Below are 26,180 nucleotides of genomic sequence, written 5' to 3'. Positions count from 1 at the left end.
GTCGTGGGGCCCATCACTCCTGCTACGCGAACGAGACGGTGCCGGCCTGGCCGCACCAGTGTATTCAGCGGCGGAGGGAGAGTCTTTGCCATCGGAAGCGCCGTCAGCCGATCTTGGTGACCATGGCATCGAACCTCCTGTCGGACAGCAGCCGGTTGAGTGTCAGGATCGTCTTGGCCATGTAGCCCACGGCGTAGCGCGGCTTGGGGGTGCGGAGTTCGAGCACCTTCCTGATCGTCTGGGCGACCACGGCGGGGTCGGACGCCTTGTGGGTGCCCTCGGCCCGGCTCGCCATCGCCTCGGCCAGCCTCCCGTACGGCCCGCTCCCGGAGACCTCGCGCAGTTCACGCGGCGTCTCGTCCTCGAACTCGGTCTTGATGATGCCCGGCTGGACGACCACGACCTTGATCCCGAACGGCAGGCATTCCTGCCGCAGCGAGTCGGAGTGGGCCTCCAGGGCGTGCTTGGAGGCGTGGTACCAGGAGGCGAGCGGAAGGGAGATCTTGCCCGCGATCGAGGAGACGTTGACGATCGTCCCCGAGCGCTGCGCGCGCATGTGCGGCAGGACGAGCTGGGTGAGCCGCGCTGGGCCGAAGAGGTTGACCTCGAACAGCGCGCGGGCCTTGTCGATCGGTATGTCCTCGATCGCGCCGTGCAGCCCGATCCCGGCGTTGTTGATCAGCACGTCGATCCGGTGCTGTTCGTCGAGGATCGTGCGCACGACGCGGTCGAGGTCGCCCTCGTCGGTGACGTCCATCGCCACGGCGTGGCCGCCGGCCCGCCGCAGGTCGTCCATCCGCTGTACGCGGCGGGCCGCGCCGTACACGACGTGGCCGGCCCTGCGCAGTTCCAGGGCGGTGGCGCGGCCGATGCCCGACGACGCTCCGGTGACGAGACAGATCTTGGCTGCCATCGATGGCTTCCTTCGCTTGGGGCGCCGGGCGGTTCGATGGACCCGGCTATTTAAATGCAGAGCTGTACTGTATTGTAATTACGCCGGAGATGTGGTCAACACCCCCGGCGGCCCCGGCGCCGGTTCCGCGCGAGCCGGCCACACATGAGAGAGACGGGAATCAGCCATGAGCGCTTACGTGCTCGGTTTCCACGACATCGACAAGTCCGCGATCGGACTGGTCGGCGGCAAGGGCGCCAATCTCGGAGAGCTGTCCGGGATCGACGGCGTCAACGTGCCGTACGGGTTCTGCGTCACCACCGACGCCTACCGGGAGGTGGTGGAGGGCGACGCCGCCATCGGCGCGATGATCGACGGGCTGGCGGGGCTGCGGGCCGACGACCGGGAGGCCATCGCCGCGGCCTGCACGCGGCTGCGCGCCGCGATCGAGGCACTGGACGTGCCCGCCGGCATCGGCCGCGACATCCTCGACCACCTCCGCCGTGCGGGCGGGGAGGACGTGCCGTTCGCGGTGCGCTCCAGCGCCACCGCCGAGGACCTGCCCTCCAGCTCGTTCGCCGGCCAGCAGGACACCTACCTGAACGTACGGGGCACCGCGGCCGTGCTCGACGCCGTACGACGGTGCTGGGCCTCGCTGTTCACCGACCGCGCGACGGCCTACCGCATCCAGAACGGCTTCGACCACCGCGCGGTCCGGCTGTCCGTGGTCGTCCAGCGGATGGTCTTCCCCGAGGCGGCCGGCATCATGTTCACCGCCGACCCGATCTCCGGAAACCGCACGGTCGTCTCCATCGACGCCGGGTTCGGCCTGGGCGAGGCGTTCGTCTCCGGACTCGTCAACGCCGACAATTACCGGGTGCGGGCGGGGCGGATCATCGAGAAGCGGGTCGCCACCAAGACGATGGAGATGCACGCCTCCCCCACCGGCGGCACGGAGGAGCGGCCGATCGAGCCCGCGCGGCAGAACGCCCAGACGCTCGGCGATGAGCAGATCCTCCTGCTGGAACGCCTGGGACGGCAGATCGAGGCGCACTTCGGCGCGCCGCAGGACATCGAGTGGGCCCTTTTCGAGGGGACCTTCCACGTGCTGCAGAGCAGGCCCATCACCACGCTCTACCCGGTGCCGCCCACCCACGACGGCAAGAACCACGTGTTCGTCTCCTACGGGCACCGGCAGATGATGACCGACGCGTTCGCCCCGCTCGGCCTGTCGTTCTTCACGCTGCTGCACGACAAGCTGGGCCGTACGGCCGGCGTCGTGGCGGGCAACCGCTTCTACAAGGACGTCTCCGCCGAGCTCGCCTCGCTCTGGGCGCGGCCCGCGATGATCAAAAGCCTGCAACAGGTCGACGCCCTGATGGCCAACGCCCTGCGCGCGGTGCTGACGCACAAGGACTTCATCGGCTCGCTGGCGCGCGGCAAGACCTCGATGCTGGACTTCGGCGAGGGCGGCCTCATGCCGATCGCCCGCCAGTACCTCAAACTGGCCCGCGAGGACGACCCCCGCGTCGTGCCCGACCTGATCGCGCACACCGAGGCGACGGTCGAACGGCTCCGCCAGAACATCGCCGGCAAGACCGGCGACGAGCTGTTCGAGGTCATCATCGACGACCATGACGTGCTGTCGGAGCTGACCTTCGACCCGCGCAGCGTGGCCGCGGCGTTCCTCGGCATCCAGTCGGTGAACTGGGTGAACAAGCACATGGACGACTGGCTGGGGGTGAAGAACGCCGCCGACGCGGTCGGCAGGTCCGCCGACCACAACGTCGTCGCCGCGATGGGCCTTGACCTGCTGGAGGTCTCCGACATCGTGCGGCGCCACCCCGACGTGGTGCGGTACCTCAAGACGGCCCGCCGGGAGACCTTCTACAGCGGGCTCGCCGAGGTCAAGGGCGGCGAGACCGTGCGCGTCGCCCTCCAGAACTACCTGCGCCTGTACGGCATGCACTGCACCGGCGACATCGACATCACCAGGACCCGCTGGACCGAGGACCCGACCCTGCTGGTCCCGCTGCTGCTCGGCAACATCGAGAACTTCGCGCCGGGCGAGGCCCGCCGCAAGGCCGAGGGAGGTCGCGCGCTGGCCGAGCAGACCATCAACGACCTCCTCGCCCGGCTGCGCAAGCTGCCCGGCGGCTCGGGCAAGGCCAAGAAGGCCGCCAAGAAGATGAGCCTGATCCGCCACTTCATCGGCTACCGCGAATACTCCAAGCACTCGCTGCTGCTGCGCTACGAGATCTACAAGCAGGCGCTCATGCGGGAGGCGGCCCTGCTGGTGGACCGCGGGGTGATCAAGGAGCCGGAGGACGTGTACTTCCTGTCCATCGAGGAGTTCAGGAAGGTGGTCAACACCGGTGAGCTGGACTACACGCTGATCACCAGCCGCCGGGAGGCGCACGAGGTCTACCAGAAGCTGACCCCGCCCCGGGTGATCACCTCGGAGGGCGAGGTGATCAGCGGCGAGTACGAGCCGGGCAACAGGCCGGAGGGCGCGCTGAGCGGCAGCCCGGTCTCCTCCGGCGTCGTCGAGGGCCGGGCCCGGCTGGTGCTGAAGATGGACGAGGCCGACGTGCAGGAGGGCGACATCCTGGTCACGGTCTTCACCGACCCGAGCTGGTCGCCGCTGTTCGTGTCGGTCAAGGGCCTGGTCATGGAGGTCGGCGGGGTGATGACGCACGGCGCGGTGGTCGCCCGCGAGTACGGCCTGCCCGCCGTCGCGGGCGTGGAGGACGCGACCAAGCGCATCAAGGACGGCCAGCTCATCCGGGTCAACGGCGACGAGGGGTACGTGGAGATCCTGGGCGACGCCTAGCCGCCGCGTTCCTCGCCGCGCATTGACGAGAATCGTTTGGGCCCATACATTCTCGTTCACCAGCAGACGCGGTGAGACGGAAGGACGGGGCCGAAATGCCGGGCACGGACATCTCCCATGACGAGTGGCTGGGCATGGCCGCCGCCCTCGCCCCGGCCACCCGCCACCACATCGACGGCGAGGACCTGCCCGGCGCCGCGGCCGGTTTCCCGGTCGTCTCGCCGCGCGACGGGGGCACGCTGGCCGAGGTCGCCGACGGCGGTGAGGCCGAGATCGGGCTCGCGGTGGCCGCCGCCCGGCGCGCCTTCGACGAGGGCCCCTGGCCGCGCATGGCCCCGGCCGAGCGGGGCCGGGCCCTGCTGCGGCTGGCCGAGCTGATCGAGCGGCACCGCGAGCGGCTGGCCCTGCTGGTCTCGCTGGAGATGGGCAAGCCGATCAGCGACGCGTACGCCATCGAGCTGCGCGCCGCGATCGGCACCTTCCGCTGGTACGGCGAACTGGCCGGCAAGCAGTCCGACGAGGCGCCCCAGGTCGCCCCCGACGCCCTCGCCCTGGTCACCAGGGAGCCCGCGGGCGTCGTCGGCGCGGTCGTGCCGTGGAACTTCCCGCTCACGCTGGCCTCCTGGAAGATCGCGCCCGCGCTGGCCGCCGGCTGCACGGTGGTGCTGAAGCCCTCAGAGCTGTCCCCGCTGTCCGCGCTGGAGCTGGGCAGGCTGGCGACCGAGGCCGGGCTGCCGCCCGGCGTGCTGAACGTCGTCTGCGGCGACGGCCCCACCGCCGGGCGCGCGCTCGGCCTGCACCCCGGCGTGGACGTACTGGCCTTCACCGGCTCCGCGCCGGTCGGGCGGGAGTTCATGCGCTACTCGGCCGACTCCAACCTCAAGCGGGTCTGGCTGGAGCTGGGCGGCAAGTCCCCCAACATCATCCTGCCGGACGCCCCCGACCTCGCGGCGGCTGCCGCCACCGCCGCCTGGGGCGTGTTCTTCAACCAGGGCGAGATGTGCACCGCCCCCTCCCGGCTGCTGGTCCACCGCTCGATCGCCGAGGAGGTCACCGCGGCGGTGACCGAACGCGCCCGCGCGCTGGTGGTCGGCGACCCGCTCGACCCGGCGACCGAGATGGGCCCGCTGGCCGGTGAGCGCCACCTGGAACGCGTGCTCGGCCACATCGAGGCCGGGATCACGGCCGGGGCCCGGCTGCGCGCCGGGGGCGAGCGGATTCCCGCCTCCGGCAGCTTCCTGCAGCCGACGGTCTTCGACCGGGTGGATCCGGGCATGCGGCTGGCCAGGGAGGAGATCTTCGGGCCGGTGCTGTCCGTGCTCGTCTTCGACGACGTGGACGAGGCCGTCGCGCTGGCCAACGCCACCGAGTACGGACTGGCCGCGGGCCTTTGGACGGCCGACCTGCGCACCGCGCACCGGGTGTCCCGGGCGCTGCGGGCCGGGACGGTGTGGGTGAACTGCTACGAGGAGGGCGATCTGACCGTGCCGTTCGGCGGGATGAAGCAGTCCGGCAACGGCCGGGACAAGTCCGTGCACGCGCTGGAGAAGTACACCGAGCTGAAGACCACCTGGATCCAGCTATGAGACCGCTGATCGCCGTACCGGCCCGGTTCTCCGCCTCCGCCTCGGCGCTGCGTTACGCCGCGGAGGTCAGCGCCAGGGCCCTCGTCGAGGCGGTGTGGCGGGCGGGCGGGGAGCCGGCGACCCTGCACCCGCACGCGCCGGGCGGCCTTGCCGACCCCGGCGAGGTGGCCGCCAGGATGGCCAGGTTCGACGGCCTGCTGCTGCCCGGCGGGGGCGATGTGGCCCCGCACCGGTACGGCGCCGCCGACCGGCACGAGGACGTCTACGACGTGGACGACGAGCAGGACGGCTTCGACCTCGCCCTGGCCCGGTACGCGCTGGAGGCGGGCATGCCGGCGCTGGCCGTCTGCCGCGGCATGCAGGTGGTCAACGTGGCCCTCGGCGGCACGCTGCACCAGGACATGGGCGGCCCCGGCCTGGAGCACCGCCATGTCGTCCACCCGGTCGCCCTGCGGCCGGGATCGCTGCTCGGACGGGTCACCGGCGTGCCCAAGCTGGACGCGTCCTGTTACCACCACCAGCGGGTGGACCGCCTCGGCGACGGCCTGACCGCCACCGCGCACGCCGCCGACGGCACCGTCGAGGGCGCTGAGGGTACGGCGCTGCCCGGCTGGTTCGCCGCCGTCCAGTGGCACCCGGAGGACACCGCCGCCCGCGACCCCGCGCAGCAGGCGCTGTTCGACGGCCTGGTGCGCGCCGCGCGCGAGCGGGTTTAGCCCGGCTACGCCTTCGGGCGGCGCCCGCTGCGGCGCGGGGCGGGGCGCGCGCCACCGAGCAGGTGCAGCCGCCGCTCCTCGCCGTGCTCCTCCACCTGGCGCACGATGCGGCGCAGCGCGTCCGCGGTGGTCAGGCACTCCTCGGGGGTGAGGCGTTCGGCCACGAACGCCTCCTCGGCGTTGAAGTCGGGGAACACCCGGCGCATCAGCTCCTCCCCGCGCGGGGTGAGCCCGAGCAGCACCAGCCGCCGGTCACCGGCGTGCTCGGAGCGCGCGATCAGCCCGCGCGACACCAGGGTGCGCGACACACCGGTCAGCGTGCCCTTGGAGATGCCCGCCTCCTCGGCGACCTGCCGCGACTCCGACTCGCCCCAGATCCAGATGACCCAGAGCACCACGAAGCCCGTCCAGGTCAGGTCCACGTCGCGCAGCACGGAGTTCTCCAGGTGCTGCCGCACCGCGGCGGCGGCGCGGTGGATGTTGGCCACGACCGCCATCTGCTCGTGCCGGATGGCGATCCCGCCGAGCCTGCCCTGGACCAGCTTCTCCGTCTCGGTGATGGAACGCTGACCTGTCACCTGGTCCTGTCACTTCCTCACGCCGCTCGTTCGGGCCCGAATTATAGCTATCCGCGCCGGGGCGGCCGTATCCCGCGAAACTCCCAGTCGCCGCCGAGCGCGGTGGACAGCACCTCCTCCGACTCGGTCGGCTGCGCGCCGACGTCCCGCCGTACCGGGACGGGGCCGGTCACGATGCGGTTGGTGAGCCTGCCCAGGCCCTCCACCTCGACCTCCACCACGTCGCCCGGGCCGACCGGCCGGGAGTTGGCCGGGGTGCCCGACAGCAGCACGTCGCCGGGCAGCAGGGTGATGGTGCGGGCGATGTCGGCGACGAGGTAGTTCATGTCCCAGGCCATCTCGTCGGTGGAGCCGTTCTGGACGACCGTGCCGTTGACGTACGTGCGCAGGTACTTGCCGCGGAAGTCCCAGTCGGTGACCAGGCCGGGGCCGAGCGGGCACAGCGTGTCGGAGCCCTTGACCCGCAGCATCGAACCGGCGTCGGTGTCGCGGAAGTCGTGCAGCCCGAAGTCGTTGGCGACGGTGTACCCGGCGATGTACTCCCCCGCCTCCTCCGGCGAGACGTTGCGGCAGGTCCGGCCGATGACGATGGCCACCTCGCCCTCGTAGTTGAGCCACTTGCAGCCCTCCGGCCGCACGACCGCGCCGTTGTGCGCGTTCAGCGCCGAGGTCGGCTTGTGGAAGTAGGTCGGGGCGGCCGGGAGGGTGATCTGGAACTCCGCCACCCGGCTGCGGTGGTTGAGGTGCACCGCGATGATCTTGGATGGCTCCACCGGCGGCAGGTGGATCGCCTGCTCCACGGGGACGCCGCGGCCGTCCGGCGAGACGAGCACGTCGCCCTCGCGCACGACCCGCACGGCGGCGCCGTCGAGCAGGATCCGGCGGTACTCAGGCATGCTCCCCTCCCAGGGACGCGGGGGCGGCGGCCCAGCCGTCGCGCGGGCGGTCGAACCAGAGCAGGGCCTGCCCGGTGCCGATGGAGTTCTCGTACTCGCCGTACTGCCGCGCCGGGGCCGTGCAGCGCTCCTCGCCGAGGGCCCCCGCCATCATCAGGTAGTGCCCGAACCCGGCCTCGGGCTTGTACCTGCGGAACTCCGGCATGGTCTCCAGCACCAGATCGTGCCGGCCCTCCCTGAACCAGCCGATGCGTTCCAGGTCGGCGGCCCTGGCCTCGGGCGTGAAGATGTGCGAGGGGTCGCTGGCCTCGTGCGCGCGCAGTTCGCGCAGCGGCCAGAAAGTGTGCGAAAGCGCGCCGGAGGCGATCAGGACCACCTTGCGCCCGACGGCGGCGATGCCGTCGGCCAGCGCCCGGCCCAGCCGCAGGTGGTCTTCCATGTCACCGGTCTGGCACACCCCGATGCTGACCCACCGCTTGTCCGGCAGCCCCTCGCCGAGGTACTTCCACAGGTTGGTGGTGGCGTAGTAGATCGGCAGGTACGGGTCGTCGATGGGGGTGATCCAGGTGCCGTGCGCGCCGGCGAAGGAGGCCACGCTGTGCGCCAGCTCGGGATCGCCGGGGAAGTCGTAGGGCATCCGGCACATCCCGCGCGGGAGCTCTTCGGAGGTGAACAGCCCGGCGCGCCGGGCGTGCGCGGTGACCACGAACTCCACGGTCGTGGCCCAGTGCGAGTCCAGGACCACCACCGTGTCGTAGTCGAGGGTCGAAAAGACCTCCTCGCGCAGCTCGCGCAGGCCGGTGACCAGGCTGATCTCCTTGCCGTCGTTCAGCTCGCGGCGGGTGGCCTCGGGCAGCACGATGGTCGGGACGTGCGCGAGCAGCCCCGCGCCGACGATCTCACCCATTGTCCCGCCATCCCCCCGGAGCGCTGACGGTGTTCTTCAGGTCGCAGTAGAAGTCGAAGCTCCAGTCGCCGCCCTCGCGCCCGATGCCGGACTCCCGCGAGCCGCCGAACGGCGCGCGCAGGTCGCGCACGAAGAAGCAGTTCACCCAGACCGTTCCGGCGACCAGGCGGGAGGTGACCCGCTCGGCGCGGGCCCGGTCGCCGGTGGCGAGGGTCGCGGCCAGGCCGAAGCGGGTGTCGTTGGCCAGCGCCACCGCCTCCTCCTCGGTGTCGAAGGTCTGCAGCGTCAGGACCGGGCCGAAGACCTCCTCCTGGACGATCTCGGAGTCCTGCCGGACGTCCGTGAGCAGGGTCGGGCGGTAGTACAGGCCGCCGAGGGCGGTGTTGGGGCCGCCGCCGGCCAGCACCCGGGCGCCATCGGCGACCGCGCGCCGCACGAAGCCGTCGATCTTCTCCAGTTGGCGGGGGTGGATCTGGGGGCCGATGCCGGTGGCCTCGTCCCTGGGGTCGCCCTGGACCAGCGCTTCGGCGCGTTCGGTGAGCCGCCGGGCGAACTCCGCGGCGATCGGCGCGTGGACCAGCAGCCGGGTGGCCGCCAGGCAGACCTGCCCGGCGTTGTCGTACTGCTCGGCGGCCAGGTCCACGGCGAGGTCGAGGTCGGCGTCGTCGAAGACCAGCAGCGGCGACTTGCCGCCGAGTTCCAGGCTGAGCGGGGTGAGGTTGGGCGCGGCGGCTGCGGAGATGTGCCGGGCGGTCGGCACCGACCCGGTGAAGCTGATCCGCCGTACGCCGGGGTGCTCGACGAGCGCCGCCCCGGCCTCCGCGCCGTACCCCTGCACGACGTTGAGCACCCCGGGGGGCAGCCCGGCGTCCGCGGCGATGTCGGCCAGCAGTGAGGCCGTCAGCGGCGACCACTCGGCCGGTTTGAGCACCACCGTGTTGCCCGCCGCGAGAGCGGGGGCGACCTTCCAGGTGGCCAGCATGAGGGGAGCGTTCCAGGGGGTGATCAGGACACAGGGCCCGGCCGGGTCCCAGCTCACGTGGTTGGTGTGGCCACGGGTGTCGAAGTCGTCGTGGCCGAGCCTTTCCAGCCACTCGGCGAAGAAGCGGAAGTTGTGCGCGACCCTGGGCATCACGCCGCGCCGGTGGGAGCGCAACAGCGCGCCGTTGTCGAGGGTCTCGACGACGGCCAGTTCCTCAAGGCGCTTTTCCACGCCGTCGGCGATGGCGCGCAGCAGCGCGGCCCGCCGTTCGCGGGAGGTGGCGGCCCAGCCGGGGAAGGCGGCAGCGGCGGCGGCCACCGCCGCGCCGGCCTCCTCGCCGCCGCCCCGGGAGATCTCGCCGAGGACGGCTCCGTCGATGGGCGAGACGTCGGTGAAGGTGGCGGCGGAGGCGACTCGCCGGCCGCCGATCCAGTGCCGGGTGTCGACGGTCGTGCCGCCGACCGAGATCTGTTCGGACATGTCGGGTGTCTCCAAGGTCAGGGCGGGCTACTCCGCGCCCGAGGTGCCGGATTCCAGGAGGGTGCCGCCGTCCCACACGACGCCGATCTGGCGGTAGTACGCCCCGATGGGCTCGTGGACGGTGAGGCGGGACAGCTCCTCGGTGGGCGAGTCGAACAGTTCCAGCTCGGCGTCGCCCGTCCACGGTTGGCCGCCCTCGAAGGCTGCCGCCCCGGCCTCCACCAGCTCGTCCAGGGCCAGGCCGCCGCCCTTGCCGATGGCGGGCAGCCAGCGATGGTGGGCCATCGGGTGGCCGTTGACGAACCCGGCGGTCTCGGATGGTTCGCGCAGCGTGACGACGGCCTGGGCCAGGCGGCGGTCCGCCGCCGCCAGGGTCGCGCCGAACCTGGCGCCGGCCTCGATCCGCGGCGCGGGCCCGTACGGATGCGAGCGGGTCAGGTGGATCGAGCCGAGCTTCTTGGGATATCCCTGGTGCATGCCGCGGGCGACGGCGAAGTCCTTGTCCACCCAGATGTAGACGCACCTGGAGTAGACGCGCCCCCGGTAGGAGCAGCGCACGACGGCGAACGCCTCCTTGTACTGCGCGCGCACCGGGTCCAGCAGTTCCTCCCGCAAGGCCCCGCAGGACTGCCAGTCGGCCCAGATCAGCGCCACCGCGCCGGGGTCTTCCGGGGCGAGTTCCAGCGGCTCGGGGAGCAGTTCGCGCACCCGGGCGGGGTCGGTGCGGTACTCGATCGTCAGCAGGTCGCCCGAGTAGTGCCACGGGGGCTCGGGGATGAGCGACGATCGGCCCGTCGCCGTCTTGGGGTAAAAGTAGCCGCGGACACTCGCCACGGTGGTCCTCCCGGATATATCGTTTGGCTCCAAACAAAATAGGTTTCGCGGACCGGCGCGGTCAACACCTTGCGGCCCGCGATGCGAGACCATTACGTTTGACCTCAAACGATTACGTGCCCTCCGAGGAGATCTGCCTGTGAGCGGTCCAGCATCCGCCCAGGTCCAGGAGCACATCAACCGCATGGCCGAACGCGGCGTCGATGTGGTTCGCGTGACCTACCCGGACCTCACCGGGGCCGATCGAGCCCGCGACGTACTCCTGGAATCGCTGCCCGCGGTCTGCGAGCACGGGCTCGCCTTCTGCCGGGCGGTGTACCACACCAGCCCGCGCGGCGACACCGTGGACGTCAGCGGCGGGCTCGACGCCGGTCTGCCCGACATCAACGTCATTCCCGACCTGTCCACCCTCACCCCGCTGCCGTGGGAGCCGGGGGTGGCCTGGTGCCACGGTGACGTCATCGACCCCGCCACCGGCGCGCCCGCCCCCGAGTCGCCCCGCGACGTGCTGCGCCGGGTCCTGGCCCGGTGCGCCGAACTCGGCCTGCGCCCCGTCGTCGGCCCCGAGCTCGAATACTTCCTGTGCGACCCGGTGGACGGCGGCTGGCGGCCCTACGCCGACCACACCGGCGACGTCTACACCGCCGGCCGCCGCGGCGACCCCGCGGGGCACCTCACCCGGACCCTGCGCCACCTGCGGGACCTCGGGATCGGGGTGTCGGCGGGCAACCACGAGTTCAGCGGCGGCCAGTTCGAGATCAATCTCACCCACTCGGCCGCGCTCGACGCCGCCGACCGCACGTTCTGGTTCAAGACGGCGGTCAAGGAGCTGGCCCGCGCCGAGGGGCGGCTGGCCACCTTCATGGCCAAGCCGTTCAACGACCAGGGCGGGTCCGGCTTCCACCTGCATCTTTCGTGCGTGGACGAGGACGGGCGCAACGTCTTCGACGACCCCGCCGCGCCGTACGGGCTCGCGGCGGCGGCCAGGCACGCGATGGCCGGCGTACTCGCCCACGCGCCCGCGCTGGCCGCCCTGGCCAACCCGACGATCAACTCCTACAAGCGGTTCGGCCCGGACACCGCGGCCCCCTGGCTGATCGACTGGGGGCTGGACAACCGCAGCGCCATGGTCCGCGTCCCGCCGGAGCGGGGGGCGGGGTCACGGCTTGAGGTCCGGCTGGGCGACGCGAGCGCCAACCCCTACCTGGTGATCGCCGCCACGATCGCGGCGGCGCTGCTCGGCGTGCGGGCGGCCGAGGAGCCGCCCGCGCCCGTGGTCGGCTACGGATACGACCGGTCCAAGGCGGCGCTGCTGCCCATGACGCTCGGCGAGGCACTGGACGCCTTCGCCGCCGACACCGAGCTGACCGAGCTGCTGGGCAAGGAGTTCGCCGCCTCGTTCCTGGCCTACAAGCGCGACGAGATCGCGCGCTTCCGGCGGCACGTCACCGACTGGGAGTTCGGGGAGTACTCCTACCACCTGTGAGGCCGCCGGCGCGGCGCGCTAGTCGATGGCGCGCCGCGCGGCCTCCTCGACCATGGCGATGATCTCCGGGTTGTAGGGGGCCTTCTCCCCCGGGACGTACCGCACCCACAGCAGCCCGCGCCGGTAGCGGAACACCCCCCGGCGCTCATGCAGCTCCCAGTCCACCGGCCCGCCGTGGTCGAATCCCACGCTGATGCCGGTGAACGGGGCCATGCCGAGCAGTTGCGGCACCGCCGCCAGCCCGAGCACCCGGTCCTGGCCCGCCCGCACGTCGATGTCCCAGCGCATCTCGGGCAGCGCGGTGAAGCGGGCGGTCACCGTGACCGGGCCGGGGCCGGGCATCGGCCCGGCCGCCCGCAGCGGCAGACCGTAGGCGTTGTAGGTCAGCCGCAGCTCGCCGTCCTCGGCGAACAGCACGTAGCCGCCGCCCTGGTCGCCGTGCGCCACGATGACGCCCTCGTCGCCGGGCCGGTGGTCCAGGTACGCCTCCACGGTGAACGAGCGCAGCGTCGTCAGTTTGCTGGAACGGTAGCGCTCCAGCACCGGCGTGCCCGGATGGATGGTCACCGGCCGCGACAGCGCCAGTTCGGTGGAGGGGCGGGTGTTCAGCGCGGCGGGGTCGTCCACCAGCGGGAAGACGGTGTTCAGCCAGGCCGCGCGGTGCCAGCTCGCGGACATCGCGGCGACCCTGGCGGGGTCGGCGGCGGCGAGGTCAGTGGTCTCAGCGGGATCGGCGGCGATGTCGTACAGCTCCCAGTTGTCCCCGGTGCCGGGCGGGGAGGCATCGATGATCTTGTAGCCGTCCTCGAAGTAGCCGCGCCGTCCCGCGCACTCGACGTACTGCGAGCGGTGCCGGCTCGGTTGTCGCCGATCGGCCAGCAGGTGGCCGAAGGCGACCCCGTCCACGTCCTGGACCGGCCGCCCGCCGCGCTCGGCCGGGCGGTCCACCCCGGCCAGCGCCAGCAGGGTGGGCGCGACGTCGGTCACGTACGCGTACTGGTCCCTGACCCCGCTGTCGCCCTGCGCCCTGGGCAGCCCGGCCGGCCAGGACAGCAGGAACGGCACATGGACGCCCCCCGCGTGGGTGTGGCCCTTGTAGTACCGGAACGGCGTGTTGGACACGTGCGCCCAGCCGCGCGGGTAGTGCCCGTGGACCCGCGGCCCGCCGATGAGGCCGAGGTCGCGCGGCACGTCGGGGCACCATTCGGCGGGCAGCCCGGGGAGGTTCACGAAACGGCTGAAGTAACTGCGGGTGCCCTCGATCCCGCCCTCGCCGGTGGCGCCGTTGTCGCTGGTCACCACGATGATCGTGTTGTCGTACTCGCCGATCAGGCGCAGGTGCTCGACCAGCTTGCCCAGGCTCTGGTCCACGGCGTCCACCGCCGCGGCGTACACCTCCATGTGGCGGGCGTACAGCGCCCGCTGCTCCGCGCTCAGCTCGTCCCACGGCGGCACGCCGAGGGTGCCGGCGGGATCGGAGCCGGAGATCTCGGTGCCCTCGGGGAACAGCCCGTCGGCGAGCTGGCGGCGGAAGCGCTCCTCGCGCATCCGGTGCCAGCCGGCGTCGTAGCGGCCCCGGTACTTCTCGATGTCGGCGGCCTTGGCCTGGACCGGGCCGTGTACGGCCTGGTGGGCGAAGTACAGGAAGAAGGGCTTGGCGGCGTCGCCGGCCCGCAGCCCGTTGATCATCTCGATGGCCCGGTCGGTGAGCGCGTCGGTCAGGTAGTAGCCGTCGGGGTACTCCTGGTCCGGCGCGGGGCCGTTGTCGCTGATCAGCCGGTGCGGGTGGAACAGCGAGGTGAAGCCGTCCATGGAGCCGTGGTAGCGGTCGAAGCCGCGCTGCACCGGCCAGGAGCCCTTGTCGGCCCCGTCGTGCAGCCGCGACTCGGCGGTCAGGTGCCACTTGCCGACCATGAACGTCGCGTACCCGCCCGCCCGGAACGACTCCGCCAGCGTCGGCACGTCGTCCGGGATCTCCATGCGGTAGCCGGGGTAGCCCGGGTCCACATGGGCGACCATGGCGAAGCCCGCGCGGTGCGGGTTGAGTCCGGTCAGCAGGGCCGCGCGGGACGGCGAGCACAGCGGGGTGCTGTGGTAGTTGGTGAGCCGGTAGCCGGTGTCGGCGAGGGCCTGAACGTACGGCGTGTCGATCTCCGCGCCGAACGGCGAAAGGTCGCTGAAGCCCAGGTCGTCGACCAGCACCACGATCACGTTCGGCGAGCCGGGGCGGGCCCGCCGGGCGGGCGGCCACCACGGGCTCGACCGGGAGGTCAGCTCGGCGGCCGTCCCGCCGAAGCCCGCGTACCCCCGGCTGCCTGCGGGCGGCCCGGCGGGTGAGGTCACGGGCCCTCCGGATCGACGACGTCCTTGTCCGCCCACAGCGGCTCCACCCGCGCCCGCAGTTCGGCGGCCCCGACGCGTTCGACCAGCTCCACGGCGGCCAGGTTGTCGCGTAGCTGGTCCAGGCTCGTCGCCCCGAACAGGGTGGTGACGTTGGCGGGGTGGGTGAGCGTGAAGGCCACGCACACCTGCGCGGCGGTCGCCCCCAGGTCGGCGGCGATCCGGGCCAGCTCGGGGGCGGAACCGGCGATCTTCTGCCTGATCCCGCCGGGGTCGCGGCCGACCTGGCGGTCCACGCCCTTGCCGAGCAGCACCCCGCCTTCGAGCACGTCGGAGGACTGCAGGCCGACGCCCTGCTCGAAGATCCGCGCGAACGGCCCGCCGTCCGGGATCGAGCGCCGCGAGACGCTGTACTTGAGCTGGGCGATGGCCGGTCCCGCGACGCCCTCCCCGGCCGCCGCGTTGATCAGCGTCTGCACGTTGGCCGCCGACCAGTTGTTCACGCCCCACGTCCTGACCAGCCCGGCGGCGCACAGCTCGGCCATGTCCAGGACCAGCCGGTGCAGGTTCATCCCCTCGTCCCGCACGTCGCCGAGCACCACCAGGTCGGCGTGCTCGGCGCCCACGCGGAACAGCGCGTTCTCCATCTGCGCGCGCAGGCTGCGCTCGGGGTAGCCCTCCAGCCACAGCTTGGACGACAGCAGGTAGTCCTCGCGGCGCAGCCCGGCCGCGCGCACCAGCGCGGAGAAGATGATGTCGGTGAACACCGGCGGCATCCCGGGGAAGCCGTACACGCCGACGTCGAACAGGTCGATGCCCGCGTCCACCGCCTCGCGGATCATCGTGGCGGCGTCGCGGAAGTCCATGCGGTCGTAGGTGTGCCAGGACCCGAGGGCCAGCACCCCCGTCTCCAGTTCGCTGCGGCCGATCCGGCGGCGCGGGATGGTGGTGTCGTTCACTTTCACCCTTTCCTCAACTCTCATTGCGTCTCACGGCAGGCGGGGGTCGATGACGGCCTTGATCTGGCCGAGCCGGGACATCGACTCGACGCTCGCGCTCGCCCCGGACAGCCCCACCGGCTCGCTGAACAGCTCGTCCCACGGCATGCGGGCGGCGAACGTCTGGAAGAAGCCGACCGCCCGGTGGTAGTCGGCGATGTCGCCGTTGAGCGAGCCCACCACGGTCAGCTCCTTGCCCATCACGGTCCCGAGCGGGACGCCGGTGAGCCCCGGCCCGGTCGTCCCGACGACGGCGATGGTGCCGCGCTGGGCGGCCACCGCGACGGCCTCCTCCGCGACGGTCGGCGCGCCCGCGAGGTCGAAGACGTAGTCCGCGCCGCGCTCGCCGGTGAGTTCCCGAAGGCGGGCGATCCGCTCGTCCTTGCCGAGGTCCACCGAGACGGTGGCGTCCGCGCCGAACCGCCGGGCCGCGGCGAGGCGGTCGTCCGGGCCGCCCACGGTCACGACCGTCCCGGCCCCGGACAGGCGGGCCACGGCGGTGGCGAAGATGCCGAGCGCGCCCGCGCCCTGGATCACCACAGTGGAGCCCGCGCGGATGCCGCCCGCCCGGTCCACCGCGCGCAGCACCGTCTTGGCCGCGCAGCCGGACATCGCCGCCCAGGTGTCCTTGACGTCGCCGGGCAGCAGCAGCTTGGCCGCGCCCGGCGTCACGTAGCAGTACTCGACCAGGCCCCCGGTCGCGTACGGCGGGCGGTCCGAGCGCTGCATGAAGCCGTACCCGCGGCTCGCGCAGGCGACCGGCTCGCGCAGCACGGCGCACCCGTGGCAGCGCCCGCAGGTGGACTCCGACCAGCCGATCCGGTCGCCGGGGCCGAGCGGGCGGCCGAGCGCGTCGGTGGTCCCCTCCCCCGCGGCGACGACCTCGCCGATCATCTCGTGGCCCAGGATCATCGGCAGCATCCCGGGGAACGTCATCTGCCCGGCCCACAGGTGGACGTCGGTGCCGCAGAGCGTCGTGCAGGTGATGCGGACCAGCGCGGCGCCCGGCTCGACCTCGCCGGGCAGCGGCACGTCGGAAAGGTCCAGCGGCCCGCCGTGCTCGGTGAGCACGGCGGCGGTGGTCTTCGTGGGTATTGTCACCTTCATCGCTTTCAACGGGTTGAGTGGGATATTGCCGAAAATGCGGTGGGTCTCACCGCGCGGCGCCGCGCGCCCGCAGCCGTTGCAGGTCGCCGAGCGCTCTGGCGCGCGGGTCCACCACGTCGCGCATGGAGGATCCGATGAGGTTCAGCAGCAGCACGCACGCCATGATCGCCAGGCCCGGCACCACGATCAGCCACGGCGCCTGGACCAGGTAGGAACGCCCTTCGGCGATCATGTTCCCCCAGGTCGGGGTGGGCGGCGCGATGCCCATGCCGAGGAAGCTCATCGCCCCGTCCACCAGCATCGCCGACGCCGAAAGGATCACCACCTGCACCAGCGCCAGCGGCAGCACGTTGGGCAGGACGTGGACCACCAGGATCTTGGCGGGCCGCATCCCGGAGACCCTGGCCGCCCCGATGTACTGCCGGGCCGCCACGCTGAGCACCCGGCTGCGGATCACCCGGGCGGTGAACGGCGTGAACAGCACGGTCAGCGCGATCAGCTCGGTCCAGATGCTGGCCCCCAGGCCGATCGCCAGCGCCATCGCCAAGATGATCGCGGGGAACGACATCCAGGCGTCCATGATCCGCATGACCACCGCGTCCACCGCCCGGTAGAACCCGCTGACCAGGCCGATCACCATGCCGGTGAACGCGGCGCACACCGTGATGAGCGCCGACAGGCCGAGCGAGGCCCGCCCGCCGGACACCAGCCGGCTGAACACGTCCCTGCCGTAGGAGTCGGTGCCGAGCAGGTGGTCGGCGGACGGCGGCAGCAGCCGGTGGACGGGGTCGGTGGCGTTGGCGTCCGGCAGGAACGGCGGCAGGATCACCACGGCGAGGATGATCAGGACGAGCAGCGCGGTGGCCGCGCTGAGCAGCCGGTTGCGCCGCAGCGTCCGGGCGAGCGGCGAGGCCGCCCGCCCGGACACCGGGACGGCCATCTGGGCGGTGGGGGTCACGAGACACGCACCTTCGGGTCGAGCAGCGCGTACGACAGGTCGACCAGCAGGTTGACCAGCACGAACATCAGCGCCACGAACAACGTCACTCCTTGCACCAGCGGGAAGTCGCGGGTGAACACCGCGCCGAGGAGCAGCGAGCCGAGGCCCGGGATCACGAAGATGGACTCGATGATCACAATGCCGCCCATCATCATCGCGAAGTTGCTGCCGAGCTGGGTGACCAGCGGCATGAGCGCGTTCGGCAGGACGTGGCCGAGCATCACCTGCCGCTCCGACAGCCCCTTGACCCGCGCGGTGCGCAGGTAGGTCTGCGGCAGCTCGCCGAGCACGCTTTCCCGAAGCGTCAGGATGAACAGCGCCGACTGCCCGATGACCAGGCAGATCACCGGCAGCACGAGCGTCGGCGCGGCGGCGGCCGGGTCGCTGAGGATGCTGACGTACCCGCTGGAGGGGAACCAGCGCAGCGTCACCGCGAACACCAGCACCAAGATCAGCGCGATCCAGAAGTCCGGGATCGCCATGCCCAGCCCGGACAGCCTGGTGAGCAGGGCGGCCACCGGGTTGCGCGGCGCGACCGCGTTCCAGAAGGTGACCACCACCGCGACCACGAAGCTGACGGCCGTGCTGATCACGGCCAGCGTCAGCGTCGGCAGGAAGTGCTCGGCCACCACGGGGATCACCGACGCATGGTAGGTGATCGAGGTGCCGAAGTCGCCCTGCACGACGTTGCCCAGCCAGCTCAGGTACTGGTTCCACAGCGAGCCGGTCAGGCCCATGCTCTGCCGGAGCGCCTCGACGTCCTGCGGCCTCGCCGTCGGACCGAGGATGGCCATGGCGGGATCGCCGGGCATCAGGCGCACGACGAAGAACATCATCGTGCCCACGATCAGCAGGATGAGTACGAGGTCACGCAGCCGCCGCAGCAGAAGTGCCGCCATGTCCGCCCCCTCTCACTTTTTCAGCCAGGAGTTCCAGAAGACGCGGTAGAACCCGTCGTAGCCCTTGAGTTCGGGCGACCAGGCCGCGTACAGCCTGGACTGGCTCAGGGTGATGACGGGCAACTGCTCCCACACCAGCGCCTGGAGCTTGTCCATCACCTCCTTGGCCTGCACGGGCGAGGTGACCGCGTTGTACTCGCGGACCAGCGCGGCGATCTCCGGCGAGGCCGAGCCGTTGAACGCGCCGAGGGTGACCGCGGGCATCTGCGACGGGGAGGTGAGCGCCGCGTTGAAGAACAGCGTGGTCAGGTCCCAGCCGCCCGGGTCCTTGTTGATCGTGCCCAGCATCGTCGGGAAGTCGTAGGTGTCGATCTTCGTCTTGATGTCGATCTGGGCGAGCTGGTCCTGTAGCAGCACCGCCCACTGGGCGAACTGCGGGTAGCTGTTGGAGGTCACGATCCGTACCGTGTCACCGGCCTTGACACCGGCCTGCGCGAACAGCTCCTTGGCCTTGGCCGGGTCGTGCTGCTTGTAGACCTCGTCGCCGACGGTGGAGTACAGGGCGGCGTTGTCCTCGGAGACCATGGCGCCGACCGCGGCCGTGAGGTCGGGGCCGCCGCCGGTGGCCGCGTTCATGGCGGGCTTGTCCATGAGCAGGTTGAGCGCCTGGCGAGCGCGCACGTCGGCGAACTTGGAGCCCTTGGCGTGGTTGGGGATGATCACGTTCTGGTTGGCCCCGGCCACGTTCCCCACCACGACGGAGGCGTTCTCCTTGAGCGCGGTGTACTGGTCGTTGCCCGGCATGGCGTGCTGCCACTGGCCGGTCTGCAGGCCGTTGACCAGGGCGTCCTGGTCGGCGACGACCTTGTAGGTGATCGTGTCGAGGTAGGCCTGCTTGGCGCCGGCCTGGCCGCCCCAGTCCTCGTCCGCACGCGACTTGTAGTTGCCGTAGCGCTCCAGCACGACCTGCCGGCCGATGTCCCAGGAGGCCAGCTTGTACGGCCCGGTGCCGATCGCGCCCTTGTCGGTGAAGCCGGTGGCGGGCACGCCCTCGAGGTTCTTGGCCGCGTAGATCTCCGCGCCCGGGCTGGCCAGCTCGTCGATCAGCGGGTAGCGGGGCTCCTTCAGCTTCAGCACGACCGTGTCGTCGCCGTCGGCCTTGAGGGTCACCACGTCGGGCGCGACCTGCTGGCCGGTGACGTGGCTCTTCAGCCAGCGCTGCAGGCTGGCCACGACGTCCTCCGCGGTGAGCGGGCTGCCGTCGTGGAACGTGACACCCTTGCGCAACTTGAAGGTGTAGGTGAGCCGGTCGGAGCTGGTCTCGTAGGTCTCGACCAGCATGGGCCTGGCCGCGAACTCCTTGTCGACCTCGAAGAGCTTCTCGTAGAGCAGGTTGCCGATGTGCGCGGTCACCTGCCCGGGGTTGGCGACCATGTCGAGGGACTGCGGATCGGTGGGGACGGCGACGATCAGGTTCCCGCCGCGTACCGGCGGTCCGGCGTCGGCGGCGGTGTTGGCGGACGGCGCGGCGCCGCCTCCGCATCCGGCCAGGAGCAGGACGCCTGCCGTGACGGCGGCGGCCAGCCCGGCCCGCAGGCGGCGCGGTCGGCTGTTGAGCACGTTCATTCGGTTCTCGCTAATGGTTCGAGGGGGGTCACCTGCTGGGGTGACCGTGCCTGCCGACGTACGCCGACAGGTCCGGGTTGGCCGCCAGCAGGCGGCGGGTGTAGTCGTGGGCGGAGGATGTGGCGATCTCGTGGGGTGTACCGGTTTCGATCAGGTCGCCGCCGTACATCACGCCGACCCGGTCGGCGACGGACAGCACCAGGCTGAGGTTGTGCGTGATGAACAGGAAGCTGATGCCGTGGGAGCGCCGTAGTTGCAGCAGCAGGTTCATGACCTGCCCCTGTACCGAGACGTCCAGGGCGGAGGTGGGCTCGTCGGCCACGATGAGCCGCGGGCGGGCGGCGACGGCGCGGGCGATGGAGACGCGCTGCCGCTGGCCGCCGGACAACTGGGCGGGGAGCCGGTCGGCGCAGCCGGCGGGCAGGCCGACCTCGTCGATCAGCTCGGCCACCCGGCGGTCCAGTTCGCCGCCGCGCAACGGGGTGAGTTCGCGCAGCGGCTCGGCGATGATCCGCGCCACGGTGTGCCGTGGGTCGAGCGAGCTCTGCGGGTCCTGGAAGACGAGTTGCGCCTGGCGGCGGAAGGCCCGCTCGTTCCCGCTCAGCCCGGCCGGGGTGACCTGGTGCTCGCCGAAGGCGATCCGGCCCGAGGTGGGCGTCTCCAGCGCGGCGACCATCCGGCCGAGGGTCGTCTTGCCCGATCCGGACTCCCCCACCAGCCCGAAGAACTCGCCGGGCGCGATCTCCAGCGAGACCTCGTTCACGGCGCGCACCGGCGGCCTGCGGGCGAGGCGCGACCTTCGGCCGTAGACCTTGGTGACCCGGTCGATGACCAGGGGCGGGGTGTCCCCCACCGGGGCGGGGGCGTCGGGCAGGCGCAGGGTCTCGGTGACCGGTTCGTCGCGGCCGGCCGTCCCCTCGGTGACCGCCCTGAGCCTGGCCTCCGAGATCGTCGGAAAGCCCTCGCGCCGGCTCACGCCGAGCCGCGGCACGCACTCCAGCAGCGCCCTGGTGTAGGGGTGCCGCGGGGCGGTCAGGATGTCGAGCTTGTCGCCGATCTCCACCAGCCTGCCGCGGTACATGACCGCGATCCGGTCGGCGATCTCCGCGGCCACGCCCATGTCGTGGGTGATGAAGACGCAGGCGGTCCGATGCTCGCGCTGCACCCGCTGGAACAGCGCCAGGATCTCGGCCTGGGTGGTCACGTCGAGCGCGGTGGTCGGCTCGTCGGCGATGAGGATGTCGGGGTCGGACATCAACGCCATCGCGATCATGACCCGTTGCTGCATGCCGCCGGACATCTGGTGCGGATACAGCGCCATGATCCGTGCGGTGTCGGTGAGCCCGACCTCGGCCAGCAGCGCCTTGGCCTTGGCCTCCGCCGCCCGGCGGACCTTGGGGCCGCCGCGCGCCGGTACGCCGTCGGGCCGGTACGCCTCCAGGAGCTGGGCGCCGACGCGCTGGGCGGGGTTGAGCGAGTCGAGCGCCTCCTGGAAGATCATTCCGATTCTGGCGCCCCGGTACGCGCGCATCTGCTCCGCGCCGAGCCGGGTCACATCGACGCCGCCCACCGCGATCTCGCCCTCGGTGTAGACCGGGGCGACGAACTCCAGCAGGCGGACGACCGACAGGGCGGTCACGGTCTTGCCGCTGCCGGACTCCCCGACGACGCAGAGCGTCTGCCCTGCGGCGACATCGAGGGTGAGTCCGTGGACGAGGTCGAGCCGTTCTTCGTGTCCTGCGGTGTCCTGGGTGACGCCGATCGTCACATCCGTCAGATTGAGCAGCGACATGCGCGAGAGTTCCCTTCCTGGCACCGGTCAATGGAACGCTCCGCAGGGTTGTCCGCACCCGCATTGAGCTGCCGAAATCCTTGTCCGGCCAGATAGTTCTACAAAGGTTGACAGACCGCATCCCCACTGTCAACGGTTATTCCACGTTCGTAGACGGAGGCTTTCGCAGGGGAGCGATCATCCCTATGGTTAACGTCTACGCGCGTAGAGATTAGCTGCGGGCGACGCGCGAAGGAAGACCCGCACGTCGATCCACGAAAGAAAGAGCACTCCGTGAGCACATCCACACCACCCTCCCCGGACCGGATCGTCGACATCGCGATCGGCTACATGGGCGCGAAGCAGCTCTTCGCCGCCCGCCGCATCGGGCTGTTCCAGGCCCTCGCCGATGGCGAGCGCAGCGCGCCGGAGATCGCCGACGCCACCGGGGTCACCCCGCGCATGGCCCGCATCCTGGCCGACGCGATGTCCGCCCTCGGGCTGCTGACCCGCGCGAACGGCCGCTACGGGCTCGGCCCGGAGGCGGCGGCGTACCTGACCGGCGAGGGGTCCGAACTGGACCTCGGCCCCTTCCTCACCTTCCTGAACGAGATCAGCTACGGCCACTGGCTGCAGTTCGACCAGACCGTGGACACCACCGCGCCCGGCGACCTCGGGATGAACGAGGAGCGCTGGGGCACGTTCATGTCCGGCGTCATGACCTACAACGCCCTGCACGCCAGGATGCTGGGCGCCGCCTTCGACTTCTCCGGGTACGCGAACCTGCTGGACCTCGGCGGCCTTTCCAGCGGGTTCGCCCTGGAGGCGCTGCGCGCCAACCCCGGCCTGCGCGCCACCTTCGTCTACGACCCGTCCTTCACCGGCGCGGTGGCCGAGCAGGTGAAGCAGGCGGGGTTCGCCGACCGGGCGGTGGTGACCGGAGAGCCCACCCCCACCGCGCGGCCGGAGGGCTCCTTCGACCTGGTGATGGTCAACCACGTCGTCCACCGCTTCGACGCCGGGCAGAACGAGCAGATCCTGCGCAACGCCCGCGCCGCCGCCGCGCCCGGCGCGACGCTGCTGCTGCTGGACTTCTTCCTCGACGAGGACGAGCGGCAGCGGCCCATCGACGCCCTGCACGCCGGGGAGTACCTGGTGATCGACGGGACCGTCGTCTATGAGGAGTCGCAGGTCCGCGGCTGGCTGGAGCAGGCCGGCTGGCGGCCCGTGGACCGGCTGGCCCTGCCCGGCAGCCCCCGCGTGCTGGTCGCCGAAGCGGCCGGAAAGGAGTAGCGCCATGCCACTGGACCCGGCCGTGGCCGGGCTGCTCGCGGCCATGGCGCCGGAGACGGGCGGCGGCGCGCCGCCGATGCCACTGTCCGCGCCGGAGCTGCGCGCCGCCTTCGCCGCCGGGATCGACCTCCCCGCCGACCTGGAACCCGTCGGCTCGGTCACCGACCACCTGGTGCCGGGGCCGGGCGGCGACATCCGGGTGCGGGTGTACCTGCCCGAATCCGGCGGCCCGGTGCCGGCCTTCGTGTGGCTGCACGGCGGCGGCTGGACGATCGGCTCCATCGAGGAGAACGAGGTGTCCTCCCGCGCGGTGTGCAACGGGGCCGGGGTCGCGGTGGTGGCCGTGGAGTACCGGCTCGCGCCCGAGCACCCCTTCCCCGCCGCGCCCGAGGACTGCTACGCCGTCGTGGAGTGGCTGGCCGCGCACGGCGGGTCGATCGGCGTGGACGGCGGGCGGCTGGCGATCGGCGGGGAGAGCGCGGGCGGCAACCTGTCGGCCGTGGTCTCGATGATGTCCAGGGACCGTGGCGGCCCCCGCCTGGCGGCCCAGGTGCTGATCTGCCCGGTCTTCGGCCACCCCGACGACGGCTTCGGCTCCTACACGGCCTTCGCCGAGGGGTTCGGGATGACGGCGGGGATCATGCGGTGGTTCTTCGAGCAGTACGTCCACGACCCCGCCGACCTGGACCGGCCGTACGCGCTGCCGCTGCGCGCGGCCGACCTGGCCGGGCTGCCCCCGGCGCTGGTGATGACGGCGGAGTTCGACGTGCTGCGGGACGAGGGCGAGGCGTACGCGCGGCGGCTCGGCGAGTGCGGCGTGCCGGCCGAACTGACCAGGTACGACGGGCAGATCCACGGGTTCTTCGGGCTCTACACCGCGCTGCCCGCCTCCGGCCGCTCGCACGCGCAGGTGGCGGGCTACCTGCGCGAGGTGTTCGCCTGAACGTGCGCGCCGTCCCACTGGGGCGGCGCGCACCTGCCGTCAGGGGCGGGTGAGCCGCTCGAAGAAGGACTCCAGGTGGCGCCGCTGCAACTCAAGGGTGGAGAAATCGGGCCCGACCAGGCTCATCACGTTGGCCCCCGCATTGAGCAGCACGATCTCGTCCACGAGCTGTTCGTCGGGCAGCGCGGTGACGATGTCGCCGTCGGCCCGGCCCTCGCCGATCAGCCGGTGCAGCGTGCCGCGCCAGGCGCGCAGGTGCTCCAGGTACTTGTCGTGCAGCTTGGGGTTGCACAGCGAGGTGTGCCAGAAGGTGAGCAGTATCCGGCCGGCGAGGATGCGGTCCTCGTCGATGGGCATGGCGGCCTCGCACATCGCGCGCAGGGCGTCGAGGCCGCGGCGGCCCTCGATGGAGACGTATTCGTTCATCATCGCGAGCGCGCGCTCGTAGGTCGCCTCGATGATGTCTTCCTTGCTCCGGAAGTAGTGCTTGAGCGCGCCGTTGGCGAATCCGGCCGCGCTCGCGATCTCCCGCATGGTGGCCGCCTCGATGCCGCCCTTGACGATCAGCTCCCATGTGGCGTCGATGATGTCGCTGCGACGCTGGTCATGGTCGATGATCTTGGGCATTCGGCACCTCCCTGCGGGCCCCTGGGGCACGGCGATCACGCCATCCGGCACGTTCGTCTACCAGTGTAGGACAAACTGCCGTCCGGAGGCGGGGCGGGATCGCCGGCCCCTTGGCGGGATCGTTTCAGGAGCGCATCGCGGGGACCGGGAAGTCCACCACCACCTGACCGGTGCCGCTGCTGCCGAAGTACGGGCAGAGCTGCTCGCCGCGGCCGGTGTAGTCGCGCCAGCCGAGCAGCCCGAAGAGCATCGCGGTGTCGGCCATCGCGCCCTCTCCGGTGCAGCGCGCGTTGTAGTCGGGCAGCATGTCCAGGAACTCGGCGATCCGCCCCTCGTTCCACATCGCGAGGACCGCCTGGTCGACGTTCTTGTTGATCTCACTGCTGACGTCGTCCAGGAGGGATTCGGCGATCTCGTTGGGCGGGAAGGCGTGCGACAGGGAGCCGCTGGCCAGGAACGCCACCTTGCGGTCGCTGCGCCGTACGGCCCGCAGCAGCGCCTCCCCGATCCGGCGGTTCTCCTCCACGGTCGAGTAGATGTTGCAGCCGATGGGCAGGACCCGGATGCCGGAGTCTTCGTTCATGAAGTACATCGGGACCAGCGTGGCGTACTCCAGGCCGAGGTCCTCGTAGGTGTGCACGCGGGCCTTCTGGCCGCCGGCGACGATCTCCTCCCTGATCAGCTCGGCCAGCTCGGGATCGCCCTGGTAGTCGTAGGCCAGGTCGTGGATGAAGTGCGGCAGCTCGTGGCTGACATAGGTGGCGCGGTGCCGCTCCTTGCCGTTCAAATGGAAGCCGATGCTGTTCATCCAGTGCGTGTCGGCCACCAGGAAGGTGTCCGCGCCGCGCTCGCGGGCCCGCCGGCCGACCTCGGCGAGGGCCAGTTCGGCGGGACGGCGGATGCCGAAGTGCTTGCCGGGCTGAATGGACAGCCAGATGGACGGCACATGAGTGATCTTGGCCGCCAGGACGATCTCTCCCATCACACGGCCTTCCTGCCTGGCCGGTGACGACCGTCCGAGATCTGCGTCATCGGGGTCTCCTCTCCACTCTGGACGTGATGCGTGTCGTGTAGGCGTCTGGAGGGGTTTGTCGATATTTTGGCATATGCCATAACCTAAAGGATGTCGTATATGATTTGAAGTGCAGGAGCCGGGAACCCCTGCTGACCTGTGGCCGGGCAAGCATACGGCGGCCGGTCCCGGCCGCCGTGGTGGCGCATACCCGTACCCAAGGAGAAGCCTCATGAAATTCCGATCGGACCCCGCGTCGATCCGTGGGTCCATCGCCCCGGTGGTGACCCCCTTCACCGACGAGGGCGCCCTCGACCACGACTCACTACGCGAACTGGTCCGCTGGCAACTACGCCAAGGCTCCCACGGCATCT

Annotated in this window: 22 protein-coding genes; 7 read left to right on the top strand and 15 right to left on the bottom strand. The window is 71.3% G+C overall.

Translation table 11 applies throughout. The features are described from left to right. Window positions 1-103 precede the first annotated feature (103 nt). Window positions 104-913, bottom strand: a complete 810-nt coding sequence (locus ACH34R_RS37005; RefSeq protein ID WP_397566244.1) for an oxidoreductase — start codon at window positions 911-913, stop codon at window positions 104-106. 166 nt (window positions 914-1,079) lie between these two features. On the opposite strand from ACH34R_RS37005, the gene rph reads away from it, so the two are divergent. The 3 genes from rph (at window position 1,080) to ACH34R_RS36990 (ending at window position 6,027) form a co-directional block, all read left to right on the top strand. Continuing rightward, window positions 1,080-3,725 carry a rifamycin-inactivating phosphotransferase gene (gene rph, locus ACH34R_RS37000; RefSeq protein ID WP_397566243.1) on the top strand — a complete coding sequence of 882 codons (2,646 nt, stop codon included), beginning with the start codon at window positions 1,080-1,082 and terminating at the stop codon, window positions 3,723-3,725. A 95-nt stretch (window positions 3,726-3,820) separates the two neighbouring features. Beyond that, complete coding sequence (locus tag ACH34R_RS36995) at window positions 3,821-5,311, top strand: aldehyde dehydrogenase (protein WP_397566242.1); 1,491 nt, start codon at window positions 3,821-3,823, stop codon at window positions 5,309-5,311. Further along, window positions 5,308-6,027 (top strand): gamma-glutamyl-gamma-aminobutyrate hydrolase family protein, encoded by a 720-nt coding sequence (locus ACH34R_RS36990; RefSeq protein ID WP_397566241.1) that lies wholly within the window; start codon window positions 5,308-5,310, stop codon window positions 6,025-6,027. The genes ACH34R_RS36995 and ACH34R_RS36990 overlap by 4 nt, the downstream gene beginning before the upstream one ends. A gap of 5 nt (window positions 6,028-6,032) precedes the next feature. On the opposite strand, the gene ACH34R_RS36985 is transcribed toward ACH34R_RS36990, so the two are convergent. Genes ACH34R_RS36985 through ACH34R_RS36965 form a run of 5 tightly spaced genes read right to left on the bottom strand, consistent with a single transcriptional unit; the run spans window position 6,033 to window position 10,704 of the window. Next, window positions 6,033-6,605, bottom strand: a complete 573-nt coding sequence (locus tag ACH34R_RS36985; protein WP_397566240.1) for a MarR family winged helix-turn-helix transcriptional regulator — start codon at window positions 6,603-6,605, stop codon at window positions 6,033-6,035. A 47-nt stretch (window positions 6,606-6,652) separates the two neighbouring features. Then, complete coding sequence (locus tag ACH34R_RS36980; RefSeq protein ID WP_397566239.1) at window positions 6,653-7,501, bottom strand: fumarylacetoacetate hydrolase family protein; 849 nt, start codon at window positions 7,499-7,501, stop codon at window positions 6,653-6,655. Then, entirely contained in the window at window positions 7,494-8,408 is a 915-nt protein-coding gene (locus ACH34R_RS36975) for a 3,4-dihydroxyphenylacetate 2,3-dioxygenase (protein WP_397566238.1), read from the bottom strand. The genes ACH34R_RS36980 and ACH34R_RS36975 overlap by 8 nt, the downstream gene beginning before the upstream one ends. Beyond that, entirely contained in the window at window positions 8,401-9,870 is a 1,470-nt protein-coding gene (locus ACH34R_RS36970) for an aldehyde dehydrogenase (protein WP_397566237.1), read from the bottom strand. Before ACH34R_RS36970 ends, ACH34R_RS36975 begins: the two co-directional genes overlap by 8 nt. 27 nt (window positions 9,871-9,897) lie before the next feature. After that, window positions 9,898-10,704: an acetoacetate decarboxylase family protein gene (locus tag ACH34R_RS36965; RefSeq protein ID WP_397566236.1), complete on the bottom strand. Its 807-nt coding sequence runs from the start codon at window positions 10,702-10,704 to the stop codon at window positions 9,898-9,900. A 139-nt stretch (window positions 10,705-10,843) separates the two neighbouring features. On the opposite strand from ACH34R_RS36965, the gene ACH34R_RS36960 reads away from it, so the two are divergent. Beyond that, the gene (locus tag ACH34R_RS36960) at window positions 10,844-12,190 is read left to right on the top strand and encodes a glutamine synthetase family protein (RefSeq protein WP_397566235.1); all 1,347 of its coding nucleotides are present in this window, start codon (window positions 10,844-10,846) and stop codon (window positions 12,188-12,190) included. A gap of 18 nt (window positions 12,191-12,208) precedes the next feature. On the opposite strand, the gene ACH34R_RS36955 is transcribed toward ACH34R_RS36960, so the two are convergent. From ACH34R_RS36955 to ACH34R_RS36925, 7 genes are read right to left on the bottom strand one after another with little or no spacing between them, the layout of a single operon-like run. Beyond that, entirely contained in the window at window positions 12,209-14,533 is a 2,325-nt protein-coding gene (locus ACH34R_RS36955) for an arylsulfatase (protein WP_397566234.1), read from the bottom strand. Then, a complete protein-coding gene (locus tag ACH34R_RS36950; protein ID WP_397566233.1) occupies window positions 14,530-15,489 on the bottom strand; it encodes an aldo/keto reductase in 960 nt (319 codons plus the stop codon). The genes ACH34R_RS36955 and ACH34R_RS36950 overlap by 4 nt, the downstream gene beginning before the upstream one ends. A 30-nt stretch (window positions 15,490-15,519) precedes the next feature. Then, entirely contained in the window at window positions 15,520-16,635 is a 1,116-nt protein-coding gene (locus ACH34R_RS36945; RefSeq protein ID WP_397566232.1) for a zinc-binding dehydrogenase, read from the bottom strand. 46 nt (window positions 16,636-16,681) lie between these two features. Continuing rightward, window positions 16,682-17,593, bottom strand: a complete 912-nt coding sequence (locus ACH34R_RS36940) for an ABC transporter permease (protein WP_397566231.1) — start codon at window positions 17,591-17,593, stop codon at window positions 16,682-16,684. Continuing rightward, window positions 17,590-18,534: an ABC transporter permease gene (locus ACH34R_RS36935; RefSeq protein WP_111166212.1), complete on the bottom strand. Its 945-nt coding sequence runs from the start codon at window positions 18,532-18,534 to the stop codon at window positions 17,590-17,592. Before ACH34R_RS36935 ends, ACH34R_RS36940 begins: the two co-directional genes overlap by 4 nt. A gap of 12 nt (window positions 18,535-18,546) precedes the next feature. Then, window positions 18,547-20,160: an ABC transporter substrate-binding protein gene (locus tag ACH34R_RS36930; RefSeq protein WP_397566230.1), complete on the bottom strand. Its 1,614-nt coding sequence runs from the start codon at window positions 20,158-20,160 to the stop codon at window positions 18,547-18,549. Between the two features lie 28 nt (window positions 20,161-20,188). Further along, window positions 20,189-21,952 (bottom strand): dipeptide ABC transporter ATP-binding protein, encoded by a 1,764-nt coding sequence (locus ACH34R_RS36925; protein WP_397566229.1) that lies wholly within the window; start codon window positions 21,950-21,952, stop codon window positions 20,189-20,191. 273 nt (window positions 21,953-22,225) lie between these two features. Here ACH34R_RS36925 and ACH34R_RS36920 point away from each other — a divergent pair, with 273 nt between their 5' ends. Then, complete coding sequence (locus ACH34R_RS36920; RefSeq protein WP_397566228.1) at window positions 22,226-23,224, top strand: methyltransferase dimerization domain-containing protein; 999 nt, start codon at window positions 22,226-22,228, stop codon at window positions 23,222-23,224. Window positions 23,225-23,228: 4 nt separating this feature from the next. Continuing rightward, entirely contained in the window at window positions 23,229-24,167 is a 939-nt protein-coding gene (locus tag ACH34R_RS36915) for an alpha/beta hydrolase (protein ID WP_397566227.1), read from the top strand. Window positions 24,168-24,206: 39 nt separating this feature from the next. On the opposite strand, the gene ACH34R_RS36910 is transcribed toward ACH34R_RS36915, so the two are convergent. Further along, window positions 24,207-24,794 carry a TetR/AcrR family transcriptional regulator gene (locus ACH34R_RS36910; RefSeq protein WP_397566226.1) on the bottom strand — a complete coding sequence of 196 codons (588 nt, stop codon included), beginning with the start codon at window positions 24,792-24,794 and terminating at the stop codon, window positions 24,207-24,209. A 124-nt stretch (window positions 24,795-24,918) separates the two neighbouring features. Further along, a complete protein-coding gene (hpaD, locus tag ACH34R_RS36905) occupies window positions 24,919-25,776 on the bottom strand; it encodes a 3,4-dihydroxyphenylacetate 2,3-dioxygenase (protein WP_111166207.1) in 858 nt (285 codons plus the stop codon). Window positions 25,777-26,038: 262 nt separating this feature from the next. Here hpaD and ACH34R_RS36900 point away from each other — a divergent pair. Further along, a partial coding sequence (locus tag ACH34R_RS36900; protein ID WP_397566367.1) for a dihydrodipicolinate synthase family protein occupies window positions 26,039-26,180 on the top strand: 142 nt, incomplete at its 3' end.

Source organism: Spongiactinospora sp. 9N601, assembly GCF_044326295.1.
GTDB lineage: Bacteria > Actinomycetota > Actinomycetes > Streptosporangiales > Streptosporangiaceae > Spongiactinospora > Spongiactinospora gelatinilytica.
The sequence above is the reverse complement of the archived record's forward strand: the minus strand, read 5'-3'. Positions and strand labels throughout refer to the sequence as shown.

Bases quoted from the DNA above. Each gene is read 5' to 3' on its own strand.
- ACH34R_RS36915 (WP_397566227.1), top strand. From the start codon at position 23,229: ATGCCACTGGACCCGGCCGTGGCCGGGCTGCTCGCGGCCATGGCGCCG.
- ACH34R_RS36910 (WP_397566226.1), bottom strand. From the start codon at position 24,794: ATGCCCAAGATCATCGACCATGACCAGCGTCGCAGCGACATCATCGAC.
- ACH34R_RS36930 (WP_397566230.1), bottom strand. From the start codon at position 20,160: ATGAACGTGCTCAACAGCCGACCGCGCCGCCTGCGGGCCGGGCTGGCC.
- rph (WP_397566243.1), top strand. From the start codon at position 1,080: ATGAGCGCTTACGTGCTCGGTTTCCACGACATCGACAAGTCCGCGATC.
- ACH34R_RS36995 (WP_397566242.1), top strand. From the start codon at position 3,821: ATGCCGGGCACGGACATCTCCCATGACGAGTGGCTGGGCATGGCCGCC.
- hpaD (WP_111166207.1), bottom strand. From the start codon at position 25,776: ATGGGAGAGATCGTCCTGGCGGCCAAGATCACTCATGTGCCGTCCATC.
- ACH34R_RS36990 (WP_397566241.1), top strand. From the start codon at position 5,308: ATGAGACCGCTGATCGCCGTACCGGCCCGGTTCTCCGCCTCCGCCTCG.
- ACH34R_RS36980 (WP_397566239.1), bottom strand. From the start codon at position 7,501: ATGCCTGAGTACCGCCGGATCCTGCTCGACGGCGCCGCCGTGCGGGTC.
- ACH34R_RS37005 (WP_397566244.1), bottom strand. From the start codon at position 913: ATGGCAGCCAAGATCTGTCTCGTCACCGGAGCGTCGTCGGGCATCGGC.
- ACH34R_RS36975 (WP_397566238.1), bottom strand. From the start codon at position 8,408: ATGGGTGAGATCGTCGGCGCGGGGCTGCTCGCGCACGTCCCGACCATC.
- ACH34R_RS36970 (WP_397566237.1), bottom strand. From the start codon at position 9,870: ATGTCCGAACAGATCTCGGTCGGCGGCACGACCGTCGACACCCGGCAC.
- ACH34R_RS36925 (WP_397566229.1), bottom strand. From the start codon at position 21,952: ATGTCGCTGCTCAATCTGACGGATGTGACGATCGGCGTCACCCAGGAC.
- ACH34R_RS36945 (WP_397566232.1), bottom strand. From the start codon at position 16,635: ATGAAGGTGACAATACCCACGAAGACCACCGCCGCCGTGCTCACCGAG.
- ACH34R_RS36935 (WP_111166212.1), bottom strand. From the start codon at position 18,534: ATGGCGGCACTTCTGCTGCGGCGGCTGCGTGACCTCGTACTCATCCTG.